17 protein-coding genes and 4 pseudogenes are annotated in these 21,067 nt (G+C 69.1%); 19 read left to right on the top strand and 2 right to left on the bottom strand.

Going from position 1 to position 21,067, the window contains the following annotated elements:
- Window positions 1-52: 52 nt before the first annotated feature.
- A pseudogene (locus OH735_RS38220) lies at window positions 53-319 on the bottom strand (hypothetical protein); the annotation flags it as partial.
- On the opposite strand from OH735_RS38220, the gene OH735_RS38215 reads away from it, so the two are divergent.
- The 13 genes and pseudogenes from OH735_RS38215 to OH735_RS38155 form a co-directional block, all read left to right on the top strand.
- Window positions 318-1,706 (top strand): cytochrome P450, encoded by a 1,389-nt coding sequence (locus OH735_RS38215; protein WP_406378403.1) that lies wholly within the window; start codon window positions 318-320, stop codon window positions 1,704-1,706. The pseudogene OH735_RS38220 and the gene OH735_RS38215 sit on opposite strands and share 2 nt — an antisense overlap.
- 7 nt (window positions 1,707-1,713) lie before the next feature.
- Window positions 1,714-3,249 carry a prenyltransferase/squalene oxidase repeat-containing protein gene (locus OH735_RS38210; RefSeq protein WP_406378405.1) on the top strand — a complete coding sequence of 512 codons (1,536 nt, stop codon included), beginning with the start codon at window positions 1,714-1,716 and terminating at the stop codon, window positions 3,247-3,249.
- The gene (locus OH735_RS38205) at window positions 3,246-4,175 is read left to right on the top strand and encodes a terpene synthase family protein (protein WP_406378407.1); all 930 of its coding nucleotides are present in this window, start codon (window positions 3,246-3,248) and stop codon (window positions 4,173-4,175) included. The genes OH735_RS38210 and OH735_RS38205 overlap by 4 nt, the downstream gene beginning before the upstream one ends.
- A 217-nt stretch (window positions 4,176-4,392) precedes the next feature.
- Complete coding sequence (locus tag OH735_RS38200) at window positions 4,393-5,475, top strand: polyprenyl synthetase family protein (protein WP_406378409.1); 1,083 nt, start codon at window positions 4,393-4,395, stop codon at window positions 5,473-5,475.
- A gap of 360 nt (window positions 5,476-5,835) precedes the next feature.
- Entirely contained in the window at window positions 5,836-6,819 is a 984-nt protein-coding gene (gene mvk, locus OH735_RS38195; RefSeq protein ID WP_406378411.1) for a mevalonate kinase, read from the top strand.
- Window positions 6,812-7,864 carry a diphosphomevalonate decarboxylase gene (gene mvaD, locus OH735_RS38190; protein WP_406378412.1) on the top strand — a complete coding sequence of 351 codons (1,053 nt, stop codon included), beginning with the start codon at window positions 6,812-6,814 and terminating at the stop codon, window positions 7,862-7,864. Before mvk ends, mvaD begins: the two co-directional genes overlap by 8 nt.
- A complete protein-coding gene (locus OH735_RS38185) occupies window positions 7,861-8,988 on the top strand; it encodes a phosphomevalonate kinase (RefSeq protein WP_406378414.1) in 1,128 nt (375 codons plus the stop codon). The genes mvaD and OH735_RS38185 overlap by 4 nt, the downstream gene beginning before the upstream one ends.
- On the top strand, window positions 8,985-10,076 hold the full coding sequence (fni, locus tag OH735_RS38180; RefSeq protein WP_406378416.1) for a type 2 isopentenyl-diphosphate Delta-isomerase: 1,092 nt from the start codon (window positions 8,985-8,987) through the stop codon (window positions 10,074-10,076). Before OH735_RS38185 ends, fni begins: the two co-directional genes overlap by 4 nt.
- Window positions 10,073-11,134 (top strand): hydroxymethylglutaryl-CoA reductase, encoded by a 1,062-nt coding sequence (locus tag OH735_RS38175; RefSeq protein WP_406378418.1) that lies wholly within the window; start codon window positions 10,073-10,075, stop codon window positions 11,132-11,134. The genes fni and OH735_RS38175 overlap by 4 nt, the downstream gene beginning before the upstream one ends.
- A gap of 2 nt (window positions 11,135-11,136) precedes the next feature.
- Entirely contained in the window at window positions 11,137-12,312 is a 1,176-nt protein-coding gene (locus OH735_RS38170; protein ID WP_406378420.1) for a hydroxymethylglutaryl-CoA synthase, read from the top strand.
- Between the two features lie 122 nt (window positions 12,313-12,434).
- On the top strand, window positions 12,435-13,415 hold the full coding sequence (locus tag OH735_RS38165; RefSeq protein ID WP_406378422.1) for a 3-oxoacyl-ACP synthase III family protein: 981 nt from the start codon (window positions 12,435-12,437) through the stop codon (window positions 13,413-13,415).
- Window positions 13,416-14,030: 615 nt separating this feature from the next.
- A complete protein-coding gene (locus tag OH735_RS38160) occupies window positions 14,031-14,201 on the top strand; it encodes a hypothetical protein (RefSeq protein WP_406378424.1) in 171 nt (56 codons plus the stop codon).
- 565 nt (window positions 14,202-14,766) lie between these two features.
- Window positions 14,767-15,129, top strand: a pseudogene (locus OH735_RS38155) (transposase family protein); the annotation flags it as partial.
- 31 nt (window positions 15,130-15,160) lie between these two features.
- Here the strand turns inward: OH735_RS38155 and OH735_RS38150 are convergent.
- Window positions 15,161-16,341: pseudogene (locus OH735_RS38150) on the bottom strand (RNA-guided endonuclease InsQ/TnpB family protein).
- 155 nt (window positions 16,342-16,496) lie between these two features.
- Between OH735_RS38150 and OH735_RS38145 the strand changes: the two are divergent.
- The 6 genes and pseudogenes from OH735_RS38145 to OH735_RS38120 all read left to right on the top strand — a co-directional run.
- Window positions 16,497-16,880 (top strand): annotated as a pseudogene (locus tag OH735_RS38145) (transposase family protein); the annotation flags it as partial.
- Between the two features lie 339 nt (window positions 16,881-17,219).
- Window positions 17,220-18,089: a hypothetical protein gene (locus tag OH735_RS38140; protein WP_406378426.1), complete on the top strand. Its 870-nt coding sequence runs from the start codon at window positions 17,220-17,222 to the stop codon at window positions 18,087-18,089.
- A 41-nt stretch (window positions 18,090-18,130) separates the two neighbouring features.
- Complete coding sequence (locus OH735_RS38135; RefSeq protein ID WP_406378427.1) at window positions 18,131-19,009, top strand: diiron oxygenase; 879 nt, start codon at window positions 18,131-18,133, stop codon at window positions 19,007-19,009.
- A complete protein-coding gene (locus OH735_RS38130; RefSeq protein ID WP_406378429.1) occupies window positions 19,006-19,254 on the top strand; it encodes an acyl carrier protein in 249 nt (82 codons plus the stop codon). Before OH735_RS38135 ends, OH735_RS38130 begins: the two co-directional genes overlap by 4 nt.
- Window positions 19,251-20,078 carry a hypothetical protein gene (locus OH735_RS38125; RefSeq protein WP_399462971.1) on the top strand — a complete coding sequence of 276 codons (828 nt, stop codon included), beginning with the start codon at window positions 19,251-19,253 and terminating at the stop codon, window positions 20,076-20,078. Before OH735_RS38130 ends, OH735_RS38125 begins: the two co-directional genes overlap by 4 nt.
- Complete coding sequence (locus OH735_RS38120; protein ID WP_406386337.1) at window positions 20,078-21,061, top strand: NAD(P)H-dependent flavin oxidoreductase; 984 nt, start codon at window positions 20,078-20,080, stop codon at window positions 21,059-21,061. Before OH735_RS38125 ends, OH735_RS38120 begins: the two co-directional genes overlap by 1 nt.
- The last annotated feature ends 6 nt before the right edge of the window (window positions 21,062-21,067 follow it).

Below are 21,067 nucleotides of genomic sequence, written 5' to 3'. Positions count from 1 at the left end.
CGGCGGCGATGCCGTGGGCGTAGGAGAGCGCGGTCGAGGCGTGGGAGTTCTCCACCCAGTCGTGGACGGACTCCGCCCGCGACAGGTAGCCCGAACAGGCCCCTGCGGCGGCGCAGGCTCCCGAACTCCTTCGCGTGTACGACTCCCATTGGCGGCGCTCCGGGGTCCGACCGGCAAGGCCCACGGGCGGGCCGACGTGTCGCGCTTCGGCCTCGTGTCGCGCCTGTGCGGGCAAGCGCGACAGGCGGTGAAAGCGCGACAGGTCGGGGGTGTTCCTCCCCTGTCGGGGAGGCGTCCTTTCTGCAGTACTTGGAGCCATGCCGGAGCTACCTGCCATCAGAAAAGCCCCTCGAAGCCTGCCTCTCGCAGGCCATGCCGTACCTCTGCTCGTACAGCCGCTGGAATTCCTGAAGTCACTCCCGGCACTCGGCGACCTGGTGAGAGTCAGGATGGGTCCCGGCGACGCCTATGTGCCCTGCGATCCCGCCTTGTTCCGGCAGATACTCAAGGACACCCGGCTCTACGACAAGGGCGGCCTGTTCTACGACCGGGGCCGCGAGGCCGTGGGAAACGGCCTGGTCACCAGCCGCTGGGCCGATCACCGTCGGCAACGCCCGCTGATGCAGCCGTCGTTCGACCACCGGCACATCGGCCATTACGCCGAACTGATGGCGGACGAGACGGAAGCCCTGATGCGCTCCTGGCGATCGGGCGAGGTCGTCGACGTCGACAAGGCGATGGCAAGACTCACTCTTCGCATCACGACCAGATCCCTTTTCTCGGTGCCCGCGGACCACGCATTGGTGGCCCAGGTGGAGAAATGGCTGCCGATTCTCATGGACGGCTTCTTCCGGCGCATGTTCGTCCCGGCGCGGGTTCTGTCGCTCGTTCCCACGAAGATGAACCGGCAATACCCCCGCGCGATCGCGGAGATGCGCAAGCTCACCGAAGAGATCATCGACGAGGTGCGGCGCAAGAAGGACGAGGACCCCGGCCTGCTCGCGAGCCTGATGAACGCGCGCGACGAGACCACCGGAGCCCCGCTCGGAACGCAGGAGATCTTCGACCAGGTCCTGATCCTGCTGATCGCCGGGTCGGAGACCACCGCGACGGCGCTGGCGTTCACCTTCCATCTGCTCGGCGCGCACCCCGAGATCGGCGCCCGCCTGCGGGAGGAGGTCGACGGCGCGCTCGGCGGCCGGACGCCCCGCTTCGAGGATCTCTCCGGGCTGACGTTCACGAGGCAGGTGCTCATGGAGAGCCTTCGCCTCTATCCGCCGGCGTGGATGTTCACCCGGTCCACCACCACGGCCTGCGAACTCGGCGGGCACGCGTTCCCCGAGGGAACCACCTTCCTGATCAGCCCCTACATCCTGCAGCACGACCCGGAGTTGTTCCCCCGGCCGGAGAGGTTCGATCCGGATCGCTGGCGGCCCGGCGCGATGAGCGACGTCGCACGCCGGTCGGTGCTGCCCTTCGGCGCGGGCGGCAGGAAGTGCATCGGCGACCAGTTCGCGCTCAACGAGGCGATGTTGGCCGTCGCGGGGATCGCCGGCCGCTGGAACCTGACCCCGGTCGGCGACCGGCCGATACGGCCCATCGCCCGCGCCACGCTCAAGACGGGCCCTCTTCCGATGAGGCTCCAGGAACGCCCGCACGAACCGGTGCGGAATGCGACGACCGCCGATCTCCGAGACCAGAGGTAGCCGGATCATGAACGTGACCTCCTTCGCAGCCCTGCGTGACGCGGCTCAGGACATCGTCGACGAGATGATCGCCGATCCCTACGGACTCACCTCGCCGTCGGTGTACGAGACCGCGCGGATGGTGGCGTCCGCCCCCTGGCTGGAGGGCCATCGGCAGCGCGTGGAGTTCCTGCTGGCCCAGCAGCACGAGGATGGAACGTGGGGCGGGCCGGCGGCCTACGGGCTGCTGCCCACGCTCAGCGCCGTCGACGCCCTGCTGTCCGTCGCCGGTACGCAGGACGCGCGGCGGGTCGCCGGGGCCGTGGAGTCGGGGCTGGCCGCGCTGGCCGGGCGGTTCCCCCGGAACGTCGAACTGCCGGACACCATCGCCGTGGAGCTGCTGGTGCCCTGGCTGATCGAGCAGATCGATCAGCGGCTCTCCCGGATGGACGACCGGGGCGATCTGCCCGGCCGTCTGGACCTCCGGGCCGATACGGGAACGCTGAGCGGGATCCGCGAGCTGCTGCGTCAGCACACCGGCATACCGGAGAAGACCTGGCACTCGCTGGAGGCCCTCGGCGCCCCGGCCGTGCGGTCCGGCACGGTGACGCCGATGGGCGGGGCGGTGGGAGCCTCCCCCGCCGCCACCTCCGCCTGGCTGGGCGATCCGCCTCATACGGACGCCGCGAAGGCGTGCCTGGAGTATCTGCATCAGACCCAGGCACGTCATGGCGGCGCGGTCTCGGGCATCACCTCGATCAGCTACTTCGAACTGGCCTGGGTGGTGACGGCGTTGTCCGGCTCCGGCCTGGACGTGGACATCCCCGCCCAGGTCCCGGACACTCTGCGGACCGCGCTGGGGGCGAACGGACTGTCCGCCGGCCCGGGTCTCCCGGCCGACTCCGACGACACGTCGGCCGCCCTGCACGCCCTCGATCTCCTCGGGAAGCCGGAATCGGTCGATTGCCTGTGGGAGTACGACACCGGCCTGTACTTCACCTGCTTCCCGAAGGAACGCACCCCTTCCACCTCGACGAACGCACACATCCTCGTCGCCCTGGCGGATCGCTGCGGACAGGGCGACACGCGCTACGACCGCGCTGCCGAGCGGGTGGGCGGCTGGCTCGTCGAGCAGCAGCAGCCGGACGGCCGGTGGATGGACAAGTGGCACGCCTCTCCGTACTACGCGACCGCCTGCGGCGCTGCCGCCATGGCCCGCCTGGACGGGCCGCGCACGTCCGCCGCCCTGGACGACGCCATCCGCTGGGTGCTCGACACCCAGCACGCCGACGGGTCATGGGGACGCTGGGAGGGCACCGGCGAGGAGACCGCCTACGCCCTTCAGGTGCTGAACCACCGCGCCGCCCCCGACCGTCCGGCCCTCGAAGCAATCCGGGCGGGCAGGGCGTTCCTGTCGGGCCATGTCGAGGACGATCGCGAGAATCCTCCGCTGTGGCACGACAAGGACCTGTACACACCGGTCCGGGTCATCCGCGCCGAGATCCTCGGCACCCTGGCCGCGACGCAGCGCCTGGCCGAGGCCGAGAAGCAGGCACGACCGTGACCCGGCCCCTTGGCGACCTCTCCCTCCCCTCCGCGGCGCAATGTGTGCCCGTCACCGTGCTGGCGCTGAAGGTCCTGGCCGATCTGCGGTCCTGGGCGGCGGAATACCCGCAGGTCCTCGGGGCCACGCCGATCGAGGCCCTGGCGATCTCCACCGCGGCGATCAGCCCGTGGCGCGGCGCGAACGAGCTCCGGCTGTCGGCCCGGATGTACGTGTGGGCCTACGCCCTGGACGACCACGTCGAGCAGAACGTCCGGAGCCTCGACGAACTCGACGACCTGTTCGGTCGCTGCGAGGCCATCGTCCGGGGCGGCGACCGGGACGACGGCCATCCCCTGCTGGCCTCCCTGTCCGGCTGGCAGTCCGCTTTGGAGCGTGCTCCCCACTACCCGGAACTGGCCGGCCTGTGGGGCGACCGATTTGCCGAGGCCCTGCGCGGCGAGCGGTACGACTGGACCGCGGGCCTGGCCAGGGACCGCGGCGAGGGCCCTTCCGATCCGCAGGAGTACCTGACGTACGCCGCCAGCTCCAATGCATGGATGACCCACTTCCCGCGCTGGGCGACCAGCGACCGGGACGATCTCCTCGAGGGCCTGCCGGTCCTGGACAACGCCCTGGAGGCGATCGAGGTCGCCGTGCGCCTCTCCAACGACCTGGCCACCTTCGAGCGGGAGCGGGCCGAGCCCGGTCAGAACAATATCCTGATGTACGACACCTCACCCGCCTGGGTGCACGACGAACTCGACCGGCATTCCCGCAAGGCGCAGGAGCAGCTCGACCCGCTGGCGACGGCCGGGTTCGCACCCGCTGTCGAGCTGCTCCGCCTGCTCGATTGGTCGGTCACCTTCTACAGCGGCGCCGACTTCCGGGGATGGGGATCCGACCGCGATCTCACCGGGCTGTCCGGCCTGCCCTCCGACATGTGAACCCACGTGTACGAAGGGCCGGCCATGCGGCGCGGTCCGAACAGCCCGTCACCGCTCGCCCCTCCATCGGCGACTCGCACCCGCGGCGCGGGCCGGCGACTGCCGGGACCCTCCTCCGCCCGGCCGGTAAGTGATGCCTCCCTTCGGCGGTTTCCCTCCCGTGCCACGCCCTCACGGACGCGGCCCACACGGTCTTGACGAACAGGAGCAACGACACATGAGCCCCACCACCAGCCTTCACGAGCTGGGATCCGACGCCCTGGACTCGGTTCATCTGCGCGGCCTGATCGACGAGCGACTGAACGCCTTCCTCGACGCCAAGTGCGGCAGGGACACGGATGTCCACCTGGTCTCGCTCATCGAGCACCTGCGTGGCTTCCTGACCGCGGGCGGCAAGCGCATACGGCCGCTCTTGTGCATGGTGGGCTGGCACGCGGCGGGCGGATACGGCGAAACGGAGCCCGTCATCGGCGCGGCGGCCTCGCTCGAACTCTTCCACGCCTTCACCCTCATCCACGACGACGTGATGGACGCCTCCGACACCCGGCGCGGCCGTCCGACCCTCCACCGCACGCTGGGGACGGGTGCGAACGACACGACCGCCGAGCGGTTCGGCACCAACAGCGCGATCCTGCTCGGCGACCTGGTCATGGTGTGGTCGGACGAGCTGCTGTACTCCAGCGGCCTCGACCACCAGCAACTGGTCGCCGTCCGACCGCTGTTGGACGCCATGCGTACCGAGGTGATGATCGGTCAGTACTGGGATCTGCTGGCCACCGGGCAGCCCACCGCGGACGTCGAACGGTCGCTGGCAGTGATCCGCTACAAAACGGCCAAGTACACCGTGGAGCGGCCGCTGCACATCGGCGCGGCCCTTGCCGGAGCGGACCAGTCCCTGCTGGACGTCTGCACCGCCTACGCTCTTCCGATCGGAGAGGCCTTCCAACTGCGCGACGACCTGCTCGGCGTCTTCGGCGACCCGTCCAAGACCGGCAAGTCGACCCTGGACGACCTGCGGGAGGGCAAAGCGACAGCCCTGATGGCACACGCCCTCCACGCCGCCGGCGCCGAGCAGGCGCGGGTGCTGAGGTCCCTGGTCGGCGACCCGGACCTGGACGAAGCAGGTGCCGAGACGGTCCGCGGGGTTCTACGGGCCACGGGCGCCGCCGACAAGGTGGAGCAGATGATCACCGATCGGGTGCAGCGTGCCCGGCGGGTCCTGGACGAGGCCCCGTTCCCGGACGAGGTCAGGAAGACCCTCGACACCTTCGTCACCACCACAACACTCAGGACCACCTGAGCACCACGTCGGCGCGGGTCACCACCGTCTCGGCGCCGCCACACGCGTCGCTCGCCTCGCGTGCCCACCCTGTCCGGAACTCGCTGCCGAGGGCAACCGGAGGAGAACCGACCCGGCACCTGCCACGGACGCGGTTTCGCGAGCACGGCGGATGCGGCTCGACGCCCTGACTCGCCCCGTGCGATGACGTTGCTCGCGCCGACGGCCGCGACCACCGGCCACGGTGGTCCGTGGGTGGCCGGAGCATGACGCGACACGCGGTCGAACGGGCTTACTTCATTCCTTCCTAGAAGTCTGGATGACGCGATCTCAATGAAATTTCGACAAGGGGAGCTGAGTACGTCGACTCCACCGGCCTCGGTGGCGGGGACAGCGGAAAGCCGCCGCGCTCGCTCGGTCGGCACCGGCCGCGCCCACGCCAAGTTCATTTTGCTGGGGGAGCACGCAGTCGTCTACGGAGCCCCGGCGCTCGCCCTGCCCGTTCCGCAGCTGTCGATCACCGCCAGCGCCGGGTTCTCCACCCGCGGTGGAGAACCGGCCGGTGTGTCCTTCACGATGACCGGATCCGCCTGGAAGCAGGTCGGAACGCAGGCATCCGAGGGGCTGCGCCGGCTGACCACCGATTTCAGGGCGTCCATGGGCATCGACGACGGCCGACACCTCGATGTGATCATCGACGGTTCAATCCCGCTCGGCAGGGGACTTGGCTCCAGCGCGGCCTGCGCCCGTGCCGTCGTCCTCGCCCTGGCCGACCTCTGCGGCCGCGAGGTCTCGCAGCGGACGACGTTCGACCTGGTACAGACCGCCGAGAACGTGATGCACGGCAAGGCCAGCGGCGTCGACGCCATCACCGTCGGCGCGAGCGCCCCGTTGCTGTTCCAGGCGGGCGAGGCCCGCACGCTGCGTGTCGGCTGCGACGCGCTGTTCGTCATCGCGGACAGCGGCGCCGTCGGCAGCACCAAAGAAGCGGTCGACAAGCTGCGGGAGAGGTTCCGACTCCACGCCGGAACACAGGAGAGGTTCGTACGCCGGGCGTCGGAACTGACTCGCGAAGCCGTGGCCACCCTCGCCGCCGGCAAGCCGGAGGAGCTCGGCTCCCTGCTGACGGAGTACCACGGACTGCTCCGCGAGGCCGGGCTGAGCACCGACCGGATCGAGGCGATGGTGAGTGCCGCGCTCGCCGCGGACAGCCTCGGCGCCAAGATCACCGGCGGCGGACTGGGCGGCTGCGTCCTCGCACTGACCCAGCCCGAGCAGGCGAGAGAGGTCACCCGGCGGCTGCACGAAGCGGGGGCCGTGCAGACGTGGATCGTCCCACTGAGGAGGCTCGTCACTCATGTCTGAGCAGCAGATCACCGTGCTCCGCCCGCGGGAACAGCCGGGCGGAGCCGGGGTCACCGCCGTCGCGCACCCGAACATCGCGCTGATCAAGTACTGGGGGAAGCGTGACGAGCGCCTCTTCCTCCCTTGGACCAGCAGCCTGTCGATGACCCTGGACATCTTCCCCACGACCACCCGTGTCCACCTCGACGCCGAGGCCACGGACGACGAAGTGACCTTCAACGGCGCACCCGCGGCGGGCGAGGAACGGCGGCGCATCGCCGGATTCCTCGACCTGGTGCGCCAGCGGGCCGGGCTCACGCAACGGGCCGTCGTCGACACCCGCAACACCGTACCCACCGGGGCGGGCCTGGCGTCCTCCGCCGGCGGGTTCGCCGCGCTCGCCGTCGCCGCCGCCACCGCGTACGGACTGGACCTCGACGACACCGGTCTCTCCCGCCTGGCCCGCCGCGGCTCCGGCTCGGCCTCGCGGTCAATCTTCGGCGGCTTCGCCGTCTGGAACGCCGGCACCCCCACGGCGCCGCCCGCGGAGGCCGACCTCAGCTCCTACGCGGAGCCGGTACAGGCGGGCGACCTCGACCCCGCACTGGTCATCGCGGTGGTCAACGCCGGCCCCAAGAACGTGTCCAGCCGCGCGGCCATGCGCCGCACCGTCGAGACCTCACCCCTGTTCGAGCCTTGGGCCGCGTCGAGCCGGGACGACTTGACCGAGATGAGGGAGGCGCTCCTGCGCGGCGACCTCGACGCGGTGGGCGAGATCGCTGAGCGCAACTCTCTCGGCATGCACGCGACCATGCTGAGCGCGCGCCCCGCGGTGCGCTACCTCGCGCCCGCCTCGCTCACCGTCCTCGACAGCGTGCTGCGGCTGCGGCGCGACGGCATATCGGCCTACGCGACCATGGACGCCGGACCGAACGTCAAGGTGCTCTGCCGTCGTACGGACGCCGACCGGGTCGCCGAGGCCGTGCGCGGCGCCGCCGCGGGCGGCACCGTGCACATCGCCGGGCCGGGGCAGGGCGCCCGCCTGGTGGACGAGGGCGGACGATGACCTCCGGGCGAACGGTCGTCCGCAGCGCGCCCGGCAAGCTGTTCGTCGCGGGCGAGTACGCGGTGGTGGAGCCCGGTACCCCAGCCATCCTGGTGGCCGTGGACCGGGAGATCACCGTCACGGTGACCCTCTCCGACGCGGCCGGCATCGTGATCTCCTCCGATCTCGTCCCCCGAGCGGTGAACTGGCGATGGCTCGACGGCCGGCTCCACGCTCCCGGCACGAAGAACGGGGAAACCGACGGACACGGCGCGCGCGGCGCACTGGCGCACGTGGTGTCAGCGGTCGAGACCGTGCGACGACTGCTGGCCGAACGCGGCCTGCCCCTGCCCGGGCTGGACATCTCGATCAGCAGCCGGCTGCATGACAACGGCCGCAAGTACGGCCTGGGGTCGAGCGGTGCGGTGACCGTGGCCACGATCGACGCCATCACGTCCCTGTGCGGACTGGACCTCTCACTCGACGCCCGGTACCGCCTGGCCGTGATCTCCTCGGCCGGGATCGACCCCAAGGGCTCCGGCGGTGACCTCGCCGCCAGTACATGGGGCGGCTGGATCGCGTACCAGGCACCCGACCGGGCCTTCGTGCTCGACCTCACCCGCCGCCACAGCATCGAGGAAGCGCTGCGCACACCCTGGCCGGGCCACTCGGTCCGAAGGCTTGAGGCCCCACGCGGCCTCACCCTCGAAGTCGGCTGGACCGGCAACCCGGCCTCCACCACCTCGCTCGTGTCCGCTCTGCACCGCCGGACCTGGCGCGGCACCGCGTCGCACCGCACGTTCGTGGAGACCTCCACCGACTTCGTACGCACCTCGATCACCGCCCTTGATGCCGGTGACGACCAAGGCCTGCTGTGCCAGATCCGCCGTGCTCGGCAGGAGCTGGCCCGCCTCGACGACGAAGTCGGGCTCGGCATCTTCACACCCGAGCTGACGGCCCTGTGCGCGGTCGCCGAAACCGTCGGCGGCGCCGCCAAGCCGTCGGGCGCGGGCGGCGGCGACTGCGGCATCGCTCTGTTCGACGCCGAAGCCATGCACGACATCTCACACGTACGGCAACGGTGGGCCGCGGCCGGGGTGCTGACCCTGCCCGTCCGGTCCGCCCCGGAAAGGATCGAGGAATGAGCGCTCAGCGCAAAAACGACCACGTCCGGCTCGCCATGGAGCAGCAGGACACCCGCAGCGGGATCAACCAGTTCGACGAGGTGTCCTTCGTACACCACGCCCTGGCCGGCATCGACCGGCCGCAGGTGTCCCTGGACACGGCCTTCGCCGGGATCTCCTGGCAGGTGCCGCTCTACATCAACGCGATGACCGGCGGCACCGCCAAAACCGGCGTCATCAACCGGGGCCTGGCGATAGCCGCCCGCGAGACCGGGGTACCCATCGCGTCGGGCTCCGTGCACGCCTACTTCAAAGACCCGACGTGTGCCGACACCTTCCGCGTCCTGCGCCGGGAGAACCCCCACGGGTTCGTCATGGCCAATGTGAACGCGACGGCATCGGTCGCCGACACACAGCGTGCCATCGATCTGCTGGAGGCCGACGCCCTACAGATCCACGTCAATACGGCGCAGGAAACGGCCATGCCGGAGGGCGACCGGTCCTTCGGATCCTGGGTCTCGCAGCTCGAGAAGATCACGGCGGCTGTCGACGTGCCCGTGATCGTCAAGGAGGTCGGCAACGGCCTGAGCCGCGAAACCGTCCTGACGCTGCGACAACTGGGTGTCCGCGTGGCGGACCTCGGCGGCCGGGGCGGCACCGACTTCGCCCGCATCGAGAACGGCCGGCGCCCACTCGGCGACTACGCCTTCCTCCACGACTGGGGCCAGTCCACCGCCGCCTGCCTCCTGGACGCGCAGGGCACCGGTCTCCCCGTGCTCGCCTCCGGCGGCGTCCGCCATCCCCTCGACGCCGCCCGCGCCCTGGCCTTGGGCGCCTCCGGCGTCGGGGCCTCCGGAGTGTTCCTGCGCACCCTGCTCGATGGCGGTGCCGAGGCGCTGATCGCGCAGATCACGAACTGGCTGGACCAGCTCGCGGCCCTGCAGACCATGCTCGGCGCGCGCACCCCCACCGACCTCGCGAGCAAGGATCTGATAATCCACGGCACCCTCCGTTCCTTCTGCGCCGACCGGGGCATCGACACGGGGCGACTCGCCCGGCGTTCCCGATCGGCCGACGCCCTCCACGATTCGACGGGAAGAGCACGATGACCGACACGCACGCCATTGCCAGGGTCCCCATGAAATGGGTCGGACCCCTTCGCATCTCCGGGAACGTCGCCAACACCGACACCCACGTCCCCCTCGCCACCTACGAGACGCCGCTGTGGCCCTCCGTGGGCCGCGGCGCGAAGGTGTCCATCCTCACCGAGCAGGGCATCGTCGCTACCCTCGTCGACGAGCGTATGACCCGCTCGGTGCTCGTCGAGGCGACCGACGCCCAGACCGCGTACACGGCCGCCCGCACCATCGAGGCGCGAATCGAGGAACTGCGCGCCGTGGTCCGCACCTGTAGCCGGTTCGCCGAGCTGCTCAAGGTCCGGCACGAGATCGCGGGCAACCTGCTGTTCATCCGGTTCGAGTTCAGCACCGGCGACGCCTCCGGCCACAACATGGCCACGCTCGCCTCCGACACCCTTCTGACGCATCTGCTGCGGACCATTCCGGGAATCGCCTACGGATCGATCTCCGGGAACTACTGCACGGACAAGAAGGCGACCGCGATCAACGGCATCCTCGGCCGCGGGAAGAACGTGGTCACGGAACTGCTCGTCCCGCGCGCCGTGGTGGAAGGCGTCCTGCACACCACTGCCGCCAAGATCGTCCAACTGAACATCCGCAAGAACCTGCTCGGGACCCTGCTGGCCGGCGGCATCCGCTCGGCCAACGCCCACTACGCCAACATGTTGCTCGGGTTCTACCTGGCCACCGGCCAGGACGCGGCCAACATCGTCGAGGGCTCCCAGGGCGTCACCCTGGCAGAGGACCGCGACGGCGACCTCTACTTCTCCTGCAACCTGCCCAACCTGATCGTCGGCACCGTGGGCAACGGCAAGGGCCTGGAGTTCGTGGAGACGAACCTGACCCGCCTCGGCTGCCGCGATGACCGCGCCCCCGGCGAGAACGCGCGCCGGCTCGCCGTCATCGCGGCGGCGACGGTCCTCTGCGGCGAGCTCTCGCTGCTCGCGGCGCAGACCAACCCGGGCGAACTCATGCGCGCGCACGTCGAACTGGAGCGCGACAGTAAGACAGCAAAGGTCGGTGTCTGAGTATGTCCAACGACTCTTCCTTCGGAATCCACGATCTGTCATTCGCGACGACCGAGTACGTCCTGTCACACGCGGCACTCGCCGAGTACAACGGCACCGAAATCGGCAAGTACCACATCGGCATCGGCCAGCGGTCGATGAGCGTGCCCGCCGCGGACGAGGACATCGTGACGCTGGGTGCCGCCGCCGCCGCCCCGATCATCGCCCGGCACGGTTTTGAACGGATCCGAACGGTGGTCTTCGCGACGGAATCCTCGATCGACCAGGCGAAGTCCGCAGGCGTGTACGTGCACTCACTGCTCGGCCTGCCATCGGCCAGCCGCGTCGTTGAACTGAAGCAGGCCTGCTACGGAGCCACGGCCGCCCTGCAATTCGCCATCGGACTCGTACGGCGCGACCCCGACCAGCAGGTCCTCGTGATCGCGAGCGACGTCTCCAAGTACGAACTGGACAGCCCTGGCGAGGCGACCCAGGGCGCCGCCGCGGTGGCCATGCTGGTCAGTGCCGACCCCGCCCTGGTCCGCATCGAGAACGCCTCGGGACTGTTCACCGCCGACGTCATGGACTTCTGGCGGCCGAACTATCGCACCACCGCCCTGGTCGATGGGCAGGAATCCGTCCAAGCGTACCTGCAAGCGGTCGCAAGCAGCTGGAAGGACTACGGCGAGCAGGGCGGCCGCGCACTCGACGAGTTCGCCGCGTTCTGCTACCACCAACCGTTCACGAAAATGGCCTACAAGGCACACCACCACCTGCTCAACTACGCGGGCCACGAAACCGACAAGACCGACATCGAGCATGCCATCGGGCGGACCGTGGCCTACAACGCCACCATCGGCAACAGCTACACCGCCTCGGTGTACCTCGCTCTCGCCGCGCTGCTCGACCAGGCGGACGACCTGACCGACCGGCCCATCGGCTTCCTCAGCTACGGTTCCGGCAGCGTCGCCGAGTTCTTCGCGGGCACAGCCGTCCCCGGCTACCGCGAACACCTGCGGACCGAAGCGAACCTGGAGGCGCTAGCCCGGCGCAAGCCGGTCGACTACGCCCGCTACCGCGAGCTGCACGAGCGGTCCTTCCCGGCCGACGGAGGAGAACACCTCACCCCGCCGCAGACCACCGGGCCCTTCCGCCTGGCCGGCCTCAGCGGTCACAAGCGCATCTACCAGACGCGCTAGAACACCTCCGGTCCCGCGGGTGCGGGGGCGGCCTCCACGGCTGCCCCCGCACGCGCCCGCTACGGCCGCACGCCAGTTCTTCACACACCGTTCTCCATACCACTTGAGGGGAGGGCAGCCGTATGACCGACGTCCGGATTCTCGGTACGGGTGCCTATGTGCCGGAGCGAATCGTGTCCAATGACGAGGTCGCCGCGGCGGCGGGGGTCGACGACGCGTGGATCACCGGTAAGACCGGCATCCGGGAACGGCGATGGGCTGCCGACGGCCAGGCTACCTCGGACCTGGCCACCGCTGCGGGGCGTGCCGCGCTGCGGTCGGCCGGCATCACCGCCGAGGAGCTGTCCGTGATCGTGGTCGCCACGTCCACACCCGACCGGCCGCAACCGCCCACCGCCGCCTACGTCCAGCAGCGGCTCGGCGCGAGCGACGCGGCCGCGTTCGACGTCAACGCGGTCTGCTCCGGCATGGTGTTCGCGCTCTCCGCGGCCGAGGGCGTACTCACCCGCACCGGCGGCCACGCACTGGTCATCGGCGCGGACCTGTATTCCCGCATCCTGAACCGGGCCGACCGCAGGACCGTGATCCTTTTCGGGGACGGCGCCGGAGCGGTGATCCTGGGGTCGTCGGTCGACCACGGACCACGTATCCGGCACCTCGCGCTGCACTCGTTCGGCGAACTGTCGGGTCTCATCGAGGTGCCCGCCGGCGGCAGTCGCATGCCCGTGGACCAGACAGTCCTCGACGCAGGGCTTCAGTACTTCGCGATGGACGGGCGAGGCGTGCGGAACTTCGTCGGTGACCACCTGCCGCAGCTGGTCAAGGGATTCCTGCACGAATGCGGTGTCGTACCCGACGACATCGACCACTTTGTACCGCACCAGGCCAACGGCACCATGCTGGACAGCGTCTTCGCCGACTTGGAACTGCCTCGCGCGACCATGCACCGCACACTGACGCACTACGCCAACACGGGAGCCGCCTCCATCCCGATCACCCTGGACGCGGCCGCCCGCGCCGGCGCCTTCACCCCCGGCGACCTGATCCTCATGGCCGGCTTCGGCGGCGGCATGTCGGCGGGATTCGCGCTGGTTGAGTGGTGAGAGAACTCAGGCCGGTGGGTTGATGGGTGGGTGTCTCGTGCTGGCCCACCAGAGTGTTCGGAGGGGCTGCCCTTCGCAGCTCGTACGGCTTCACAGCGACGAACCGGAGCTCAGGATCCACCGATGACGACGCCGAATCGCTTCCCACTCGCATCCGGCGGACGCTCCTACGCTGTCACGGTTGACGGCCAGGAAGTGGGTGAGCACTTAGCCGGTGTGGGTGCCCACGCTGTTCGCCATGAGGTGCCTTGTGTCGTGCTGCAGCTGCGTTCCACAGCGATGCGGCCCGCCGGACTGGACCTTCTCGTTCGGGTCGAGGCGGGAGTGCCGCCCGAGCCCGGTCCGACTGCTGCGTACCCCTGGCCGCGCTGACCGCGTGCCAGGCGCCGGACGCGGTGGGCACGAAGGCCGCCCGCGGGGCGCGGGAGCCAGCGGCGTCGGCGAGCCGATCGACCGCGCCGCCGTCGGACCAGCCGCCCCCTCCTTCGCTGTTGTCCGGGACACCGCCGGGTTCCGGTCCAGCACACTTCCTGGCGGCTGTAGCGTCCCGGAGACACCCCTATTGCCCTCCCGGAACCCGTGAACGAGGCGCACCGCCGGGCATCACGGCCCGCCGTGTCGTCGCCATCTCCCAACGGTGAGGCGCTGCGGCGGATCGGCGCGCTCATCGACGCCGGGGCCGTGCATTTCGAGGTGCAAGCGCTCCTCCCGCTGGAGGGGCGGCGGAGGCTCATCCGCGTCAGCAGGGAAGGCCGGGTGCGCGGCAAGCTGATCCGCAGCCTCTGAGACAGCTTTCGGAGCGCAGAGCGGGGTCGAGAAGGGCCGGAGGGGTGGGCAATCGCGCTGCTCCGTAGCCGGCGTAGTCCGGCCGCCGGTCGCGAGCGGCGTGAGCAGTGCGCCGGAGATCCGGCGACCTCCTTGCCCCGGGTCCTGTCCGGCCGGTGTGGATGGGCGCCGAGTCCGCCGTGCGCTCGGCGGCGCCGCGGATTGTCTCCGGCCGTTGGCCCGGGGCCGGCGAAGCAGGCGCCGAGCGGGGACGGCGCCACCCCTCGCTGCCCCCCTTCCCGTCGCAGAGCCTCCGCGCCGGGGGCTGGCGGGACGACGACCGGTCTGGACTTCTCCGGGGCTGCCCCCGATTTCCTCGTACAGGTCGGCCGGGAGGACGACTGCAGATGCGTTACGTAGCGTGTCGGCTCGCGCCGAGTGCACCTGGCTGGTGAGCGGACGGTCCCATGGCGGCCCACGCAGTGATGGGGGGACCGCAGGCGAGCAGAGTCGTCCTGAGTTCCGCAGGAGCAGGGGCGCGGCGACAGCGGTGCGGCGAGCGCAGCACGGTCCTCGATCGACCGGGATCGAGAGGGGATGCAGCTGGACGGAGCCGGACGGTTGTGTCCGGGCAGGTCACCGTCGTCAGATCGGTTCGCGCTGGCGGCGTTTGACCTGCGGCCGGCAGGCCCTGCTCGTCCTGGCCCACCTGCGCTGCGGCGACACCTACGCCCGCCTCGCAGCAGGCTTCCGCGTCGGGATCGCCACGGCCTACCGATACATACGCGAGGCCGTCGACCTGCTGGCAGCCCTCGCGCCCACGCTGGAACAGGTCATGACGACCGTCCGGAAGAAGGCGTACGTGATCCTCGACGGCACCGTGCTGCCGATCGACCGCATCGCTGCCGACCGGCCGTACTACTCGGGGAAGAAGAAGCACCACGGGTTGACTTCCTCCCCCTCGTGAACGAGGGGGGTTCCTACGGCTCGCGCCGTGGGGGTTTCTGCTTCGTCGCCGACTGCCCGCCCGGAGAACTCCGTTGAGGTCTTACACCAGCTCCACAGACTGTTACCGCCAGCCCGGCGGCCAGAAGGTTCTTCGCTGCGTTCACGTCCCGGTCGTGGGTCGCTGCGCAGTCGCACGTCCAGGTACGGACGTTCAGCGGCATCTTCTCGGTGAGGGTGCCGCAGGCGGAGCACAGCTTGGACGAGGGGAACCATCGGTCGACGGCGATCACCTCGCGCCCGTACCAGGCGGCCTTGTACTCCAGCATGGAGCGGAACTCGCTCCAGCTCGCGTCCGAGATGGCTCGGGCGAGCGTGTGGTTCTTGACCATGTTGCGCACGGTCAGGTCCTCGATCACGAGCGTTTGGTTTTCACGCACGAGCCGAGTGGTCAGCTTGTGGAGCAGGTCACGGCGACGGTCGGCGATCCTCGCGTGGATCTCGGCGACCTTGCGCCGGGCCTTGGCCCGGTTGGCGCCGTCGCCCTGGCCTTGCGGGACAGTTTCCGCTGAGCTTTGGCGAGTCGGGCGCGGTCTTGGCGTTCGTGCCGGGGGTTGGCGATCTTCTCCCCGGTGGAGAGGGTCAGCAGGTGGTCCAGGCCGACATCGATTCCGAGCGCGCTGTCGGTGGCGGGGAGGGGCTGGATGGACGGGTCGTCACACAGCAACGAGACGAACCAGCGTCCCGCCGCGTCCTGGGAAACGGTCACCGTGGACGGCCTCGCCCCCTCGGGGAGCGGCCGGGACCACACGATGTCCAGCGGTTCGGTCATCTTCGCCAGGGTCAGCGCCCCGTCACGGAAGCGGAACCCGCTGGTGGTGTACTCCGCCGACTTCCGCGACTTCTTCCGCGACTTGAAGCGCGGGTACTTCGCCCGCTTGCCGAAGAAATTGGTGAACGCGGTCTGCAGGTGCCGCAGCGTCTGCTGGAGCGGCACCGACGAGACCTGGTTGAGGAACGCCAGCTCCTCGGTCTTCTTCCACGCCGTCAGCATCGCCGACGTTGCGTTGTAGTTGACCCGCTCCTGCCGCACCCGTGCCTCCGTGCGGGCGGCGAGCGCCAGGTTGTAGACCTTCCGCACGCAACCGAACGTGCGCGACAGCTCGGCTGCCTGCGCATCAGTCGGATAGAAGCGGTACTTGAACGCCCGCTTCACACAGCTCGCGGTCACGCTCACAAACTAGCGGTGCTGCGAGTTAAGATCAAATCTGCGGGTCACAGCACGGCCTTCCGCCCCGGGGGCGAAACTCCGCTCCTTACCCTGCTCCGCAGGAGTCCGTTTCCTCCCCGCCCTGAAGGGCGGAGTATCCACGGAGGAATCCGATGAACGTGCAAGTCCTCGCCGATCCCGCCGGACGCCTGATCTGGGCCTCGGACGCACTGCCGGGAGCCACACACGACCTGACCGCGGCGCGAGTCCACGGCATTCCCGCCACCCTCGCCGAAGACGACATCAAGTGCTGGGCCGACAAGGCGTGTCAGGGCGCTGACCCTGCGATCCGTGTCCCGTTCCGGGGCAAGCACCTGCGCGGCTGGCGCCGACGTCACAACCGCGATCACGCCAAGATCCGCAGCCTCGGCGAACGCGCCATGGCCATTCTCAAGTCCTGGCGGCTCCTGCGGAAGCTCCGCTGCGGCACCACTCGGATCACAGCCGTCGTCCGTGCCGTCGTCGCCCTCGAACTCGCCACCTGATCAAGATGGAAAAGGCTCATTCCTTTGTGATCCTCGAAACGTCGGCAAGGTGTGGCCCCGGGCGGCCGGGCCCGCACGATCCATGATCGCCCATGTGAAATCCATAGGGGTCCGTGGAGAACCGATCTGTCGTGCGGGATCGCCCGGCCGTTACTGTCAGGCTGTCCGCAGATTCACCGTGACCTCGCGTACGGGCGCCGAGCCGTCGGCGCGGTCGTTCTGTTCGGGAGATTGACTGTGTCGCGTAAAGCTGCAACCGAAAATGTTGCCTGGGAGAAGGTGGCGAACTCCATCGAGTTCGTGCCTGCCGAGTATTCCAGCAGGAACCAACCGGAATCCGTGGCTCAGGAAATGCTGCGCTGCGAGCCGGAAGAGATCGACAGGCTCGTCGACGCGGGGCTTCCGTTCGAGCGGCGATCCGGGGTGCGCTGTTTCGACGCCAACGATCTGTACAACCTCGGCATGTACTCGAACAGTGCGAGGACGCAGCCGGAGCTGACTTTCCGTCTGCTCTTCCGGTTCGCCCGGCGGCCGGTGGACGATCTCCTGCGTGCCAAGGAATGGGACTTCCGGGTCGCGCTGGAATGCGTCGACTGCCCGGAAGAGGCTCCCTGGCGTCTGGAGGAGCCGGACGTCCTCCGGTTCGGCGGGAGCGTCGCCGGTGTGACGGGGCCGTCGGTGAGCCGGGGGTCGGCGCAGTACGCGGCGACGGTGACGACGACCGGCGCCCGGACCCCGGTGGTCTCGCCCGTGCTGCGGCGGCTGACCGGCGAGTACCTGGACGCCGGCTACCGCTGGCAGATGATCCCCGTACCCATGCAGGCGCACCCGGATCAGGTGCACGCCATGGGCGCCACGAGCTGCATCGCGGCGAGTCTGCACCTGGCCGAGAGCTTTCGCGCGGCCGGGTACCGGGCCGAGGCGAAGCGGGGCTGGTTCTGCGGTGTGCTCGGTGGGGCCCTCGACCTGCCGCACGCGTGCGTCGAGGTCGAGGACGACGACGGTGCGGTCAAGACCGTCGACATCGCCAAGGCCCAGCTGGCCGCCCGACTCTCGCCGGACACCGAGCAATTCCAGGAACTGTGCGTCGGGTCGATCTACAACAAGGTGATTCCGTCCACGGCATCCGGGAATGCGCCCTTCGGCTATCACGACTGCGGTTCGCAGCTGCCGATCCAGGTTCATACGGATATCCAGGCAGTGCGTTGAATACGGAAGCTCGCTTCACTCTACGGGGAAGATGAGAATACATGGCCGTACGAGACATTGAGCCGATCTCACTCGACCTGGATCGGCTCGAGCAAATGGCCGAATCTAGCTACTACAATCCGTACACGATTTTCGACTGGCCCGAGAAGATCGAGCCCGAAAAGCCGTGGATGAGTGAGAATCTGACCACGCTGGCGGGCACGCCGATGTGGGACGAGCTCACCCGTGATCAGCAATTGGAGCTGACCAAGTACGAAGCGATCAACTTCTTCAGCCTCAACATTCACGGCATCCGTGAATTGATGAGCGAAGTGGTGATGCGCATCCACGAGCGGGCCTATGCGGACGTCTCGGAGTTTCTGCACCACTTCATCGGCGAAGAGAACGAGCACATGTGGTTCTTCGCCCGGTTCTGCCTGCGGTACGGCGGCAAGCTGTACCCGGCGCAGCCGACGTTACGGGCCGATTCCGTGTCCCACCTCTCGCCGGTGGCCCGTGAGGCGATCATCTTCGCGCGCATCCTGATCTTCGAGGAGATCGTCGACTACTTCAACGCGTACATGGCGGCCGACGAGGCCCTGCCGCACATCGCCCGCGAGATCAACCGCGTGCACCACCAGGACGAGAGCAGGCACGTCGCGTTCGGCCGGATGATCTTCACCGATCTGCTGGGCCAGGTGGCCAAGCGCGACCCGGCGGAGGTGCCGGCGGTCGCCGCGTACCTGGAGAGCTATCTCCAGTACAGCATCGGCACCCTCTACAACCCCGCCGCCTACCGCGACGCGGGCATCCCGGACGGGCTGGCGCTGCGGCGGCGCGCGCTGGAGCACCCCGCCCGGCTGCTGGCGCACGATCAGATCCTGAAGCGGACCAGGAAGTTCCTGACCAGGGCGGGCGCCGGAAAGGAACTGATCGTATGACGGCCGATCCGATGCAGGACGTCCGGGCCTTCATCCTGGAGCGCAACCCGACGATCGGCCTGCTGGCCCCCCAGATGGATCTGATCGACAGCCGGGCCATCAACTCCCTGGCCTTCGTCGACTTCATCTTCCTGCTGGAGGAGCTGACCGGCGAGTTGATCGATCCGGAAGATCTGGACCTGGACGACTTCCGCAGCCTCGATGCGATCGAAGCCCGATTCTTCAAGCAGAAGGCAGTGCAATGACCACGACGACCGACAACGGCCTGAAAGTACTCGACGGCGGCCAGCTGCGGTTGTTGCGGGCGATCGACACGGCGTTCCTGCGCCTGGCCCGCACCTGGGAGGCCCCGGAGTACCGGTTCCCGTTCCTGATCGGGAGCAAGGACCTCGACACCTTCGACTACTTCGACAACTTCCCCCATCTGGGGCTGGCGGCCACCCGGCTGGATCCGAAGCGCCTCGGGGCCCTGCTGGCCGAAGCGCCCCGGCCGTTGGACCGGATTCCGGCCGAGGTGATGGAGCCGACCGGCTTCGCGCTGCCGTCGGCCGCGTGCTACGCGATCTACCTCGATCTGGCCGGCTCCGAGCTGCCCCCGGACGGGACGCTGCGGACCACGCTCGGAACCTGCTTCCGCAACGAGGACCACTACGACGGTCTGCAGCGGCTCCTCGGCTTCTCCATGCGGGAGATCGTCTTCATCGGACCCGAGGACGGGGCCAAGCAGCATCTGCTCCGTGCCAAGGACGCCGTGACGACCCTGTGCGCCGAGCTCGGGCTGGACGTCCATCTGGAGGTCGCCACCGATCCGTTCTTCGACAAGAACGGCGGCAAGGCCAAGATGCAGCGTCTGTTCCCGGTGAAGGAGGAGTTCGTCGTCGACGGGCTGGCGATCGGCTCGGTGAACTACCACCGGAACTTCTTCGGCGAACGGTGCTCGATCCGGGCCGGCGACGACCTGGCGCACACCAGCTGTCTCGCCTTCGGCCTGGAGCGCTGGGTGCACGCCCTGACGGAGCGGTTCGGCAGCGCCGAGGCCGCCGTGTCCGCGGTGGAGCGTCTGGGCTGATGCGGAACACGCTGGCCGGGGTGCTCGGCATCGAAGTGAGCCTGCTCCAGTCGGGCATGGGAGGTGTCGCGGGGCCGGAACTGGCGTGCGCGGTGTCCAACGCCGGCGCGGCGGGCTGCGTGGGCGGCTACAAACTGGTCGGCGACGGGCTGTCGGCCGTGCTCGCCCGGCTGACCGCGGGGACCGACCGGCCCGTCGGCGTGAACCTCATTCCGGAGGTGGTCGGGCCACAAGAGCTGGACCGGCAGGTCACGCAGGTGCTCGACGAGACGCCCCGGCATGTGTACCTGTCCCTCTTCGGCATGCCGGACGACGCCGTGTTCGATCGGATCAACGCGGCGGGACGGCACCTCGTCGTCCAGGTCGGGACCGTGCAGGACGGTGTGCGGGCCGCCGGACACGGCTCCGTGGTGGTGGCGCAGGGTATCGAGGCGGGCGGCCATCTCCTGGGCGAGGCGAGCCGGGACGCCATGGTCACCGCGTTGCGCGAGGAACTGCCGGAGGCCTGCATCGTCGCCGCTGGCGGCATCGGATCACCGGCCAAGGCCGCCAGGGTCCTGTCCGCGGGCGCCGACGGCGTACTGCTCGGCACCGCCTTCGTCGTCGCGCACGAGTCGCGGGCCCACTCCTACTTCAAGAGAGCGGTGAGCACCGCCGACGAGACCGACACGGTGATCTCCGACGTCTACGAGATCGGGTGGCCGGGCAGGCGTCACCGTGTGCTGGAGACGTCCGCCACCCGCGACGCGAAACAGGCCAGGAAATTCATCGGCCGGACGGTGGTCGAGGTAAAGCCGTATCTGATACCGCGGTTCAGCGCCGCGGCGCCGACGGAGGCGACCAGCGGCCGGATCGAGGAAATGGCGATGTACTGCGGGCTGTCCTGCGGCGCCATTTCCGGCGGACAGCCGGCGGCCGAGATCGTCGCCGACTTCGCTCGCATCCTTCGAGGTGTCGAGATCTTCGAAACAGGAACAGGATAGAGATTC

It is taken from the genome of Streptomyces sp. NBC_01618, assembly GCF_045209435.1.
In the GTDB taxonomy this organism is placed as follows: domain Bacteria; phylum Actinomycetota; class Actinomycetes; order Streptomycetales; family Streptomycetaceae; genus Streptomyces.
Note: the sequence above shows the minus strand (reverse complement) of the source record. Positions and strands in the feature narration are given on the sequence as shown.

Bases quoted from the DNA above. Each gene is read 5' to 3' on its own strand.
- OH735_RS38120 (WP_406386337.1), top strand. From the start codon at position 20,078: ATGCGGAACACGCTGGCCGGGGTGCTCGGCATCGAAGTGAGCCTGCTC.
- mvaD (WP_406378412.1), top strand. From the start codon at position 6,812: ATGTCTGAGCAGCAGATCACCGTGCTCCGCCCGCGGGAACAGCCGGGC.
- OH735_RS38200 (WP_406378409.1), top strand. From the start codon at position 4,393: ATGAGCCCCACCACCAGCCTTCACGAGCTGGGATCCGACGCCCTGGAC.
- OH735_RS38130 (WP_406378429.1), top strand. From the start codon at position 19,006: ATGACGGCCGATCCGATGCAGGACGTCCGGGCCTTCATCCTGGAGCGC.
- OH735_RS38185 (WP_406378414.1), top strand. From the start codon at position 7,861: ATGACCTCCGGGCGAACGGTCGTCCGCAGCGCGCCCGGCAAGCTGTTC.
- OH735_RS38165 (WP_406378422.1), top strand. From the start codon at position 12,435: ATGACCGACGTCCGGATTCTCGGTACGGGTGCCTATGTGCCGGAGCGA.
- OH735_RS38125 (WP_399462971.1), top strand. From the start codon at position 19,251: ATGACCACGACGACCGACAACGGCCTGAAAGTACTCGACGGCGGCCAG.
- OH735_RS38170 (WP_406378420.1), top strand. From the start codon at position 11,137: ATGTCCAACGACTCTTCCTTCGGAATCCACGATCTGTCATTCGCGACG.
- fni (WP_406378416.1), top strand. From the start codon at position 8,985: ATGAGCGCTCAGCGCAAAAACGACCACGTCCGGCTCGCCATGGAGCAG.
- OH735_RS38135 (WP_406378427.1), top strand. From the start codon at position 18,131: ATGGCCGTACGAGACATTGAGCCGATCTCACTCGACCTGGATCGGCTC.
- OH735_RS38215 (WP_406378403.1), top strand. From the start codon at position 318: ATGCCGGAGCTACCTGCCATCAGAAAAGCCCCTCGAAGCCTGCCTCTC.
- OH735_RS38210 (WP_406378405.1), top strand. From the start codon at position 1,714: ATGAACGTGACCTCCTTCGCAGCCCTGCGTGACGCGGCTCAGGACATC.
- OH735_RS38175 (WP_406378418.1), top strand. From the start codon at position 10,073: ATGACCGACACGCACGCCATTGCCAGGGTCCCCATGAAATGGGTCGGA.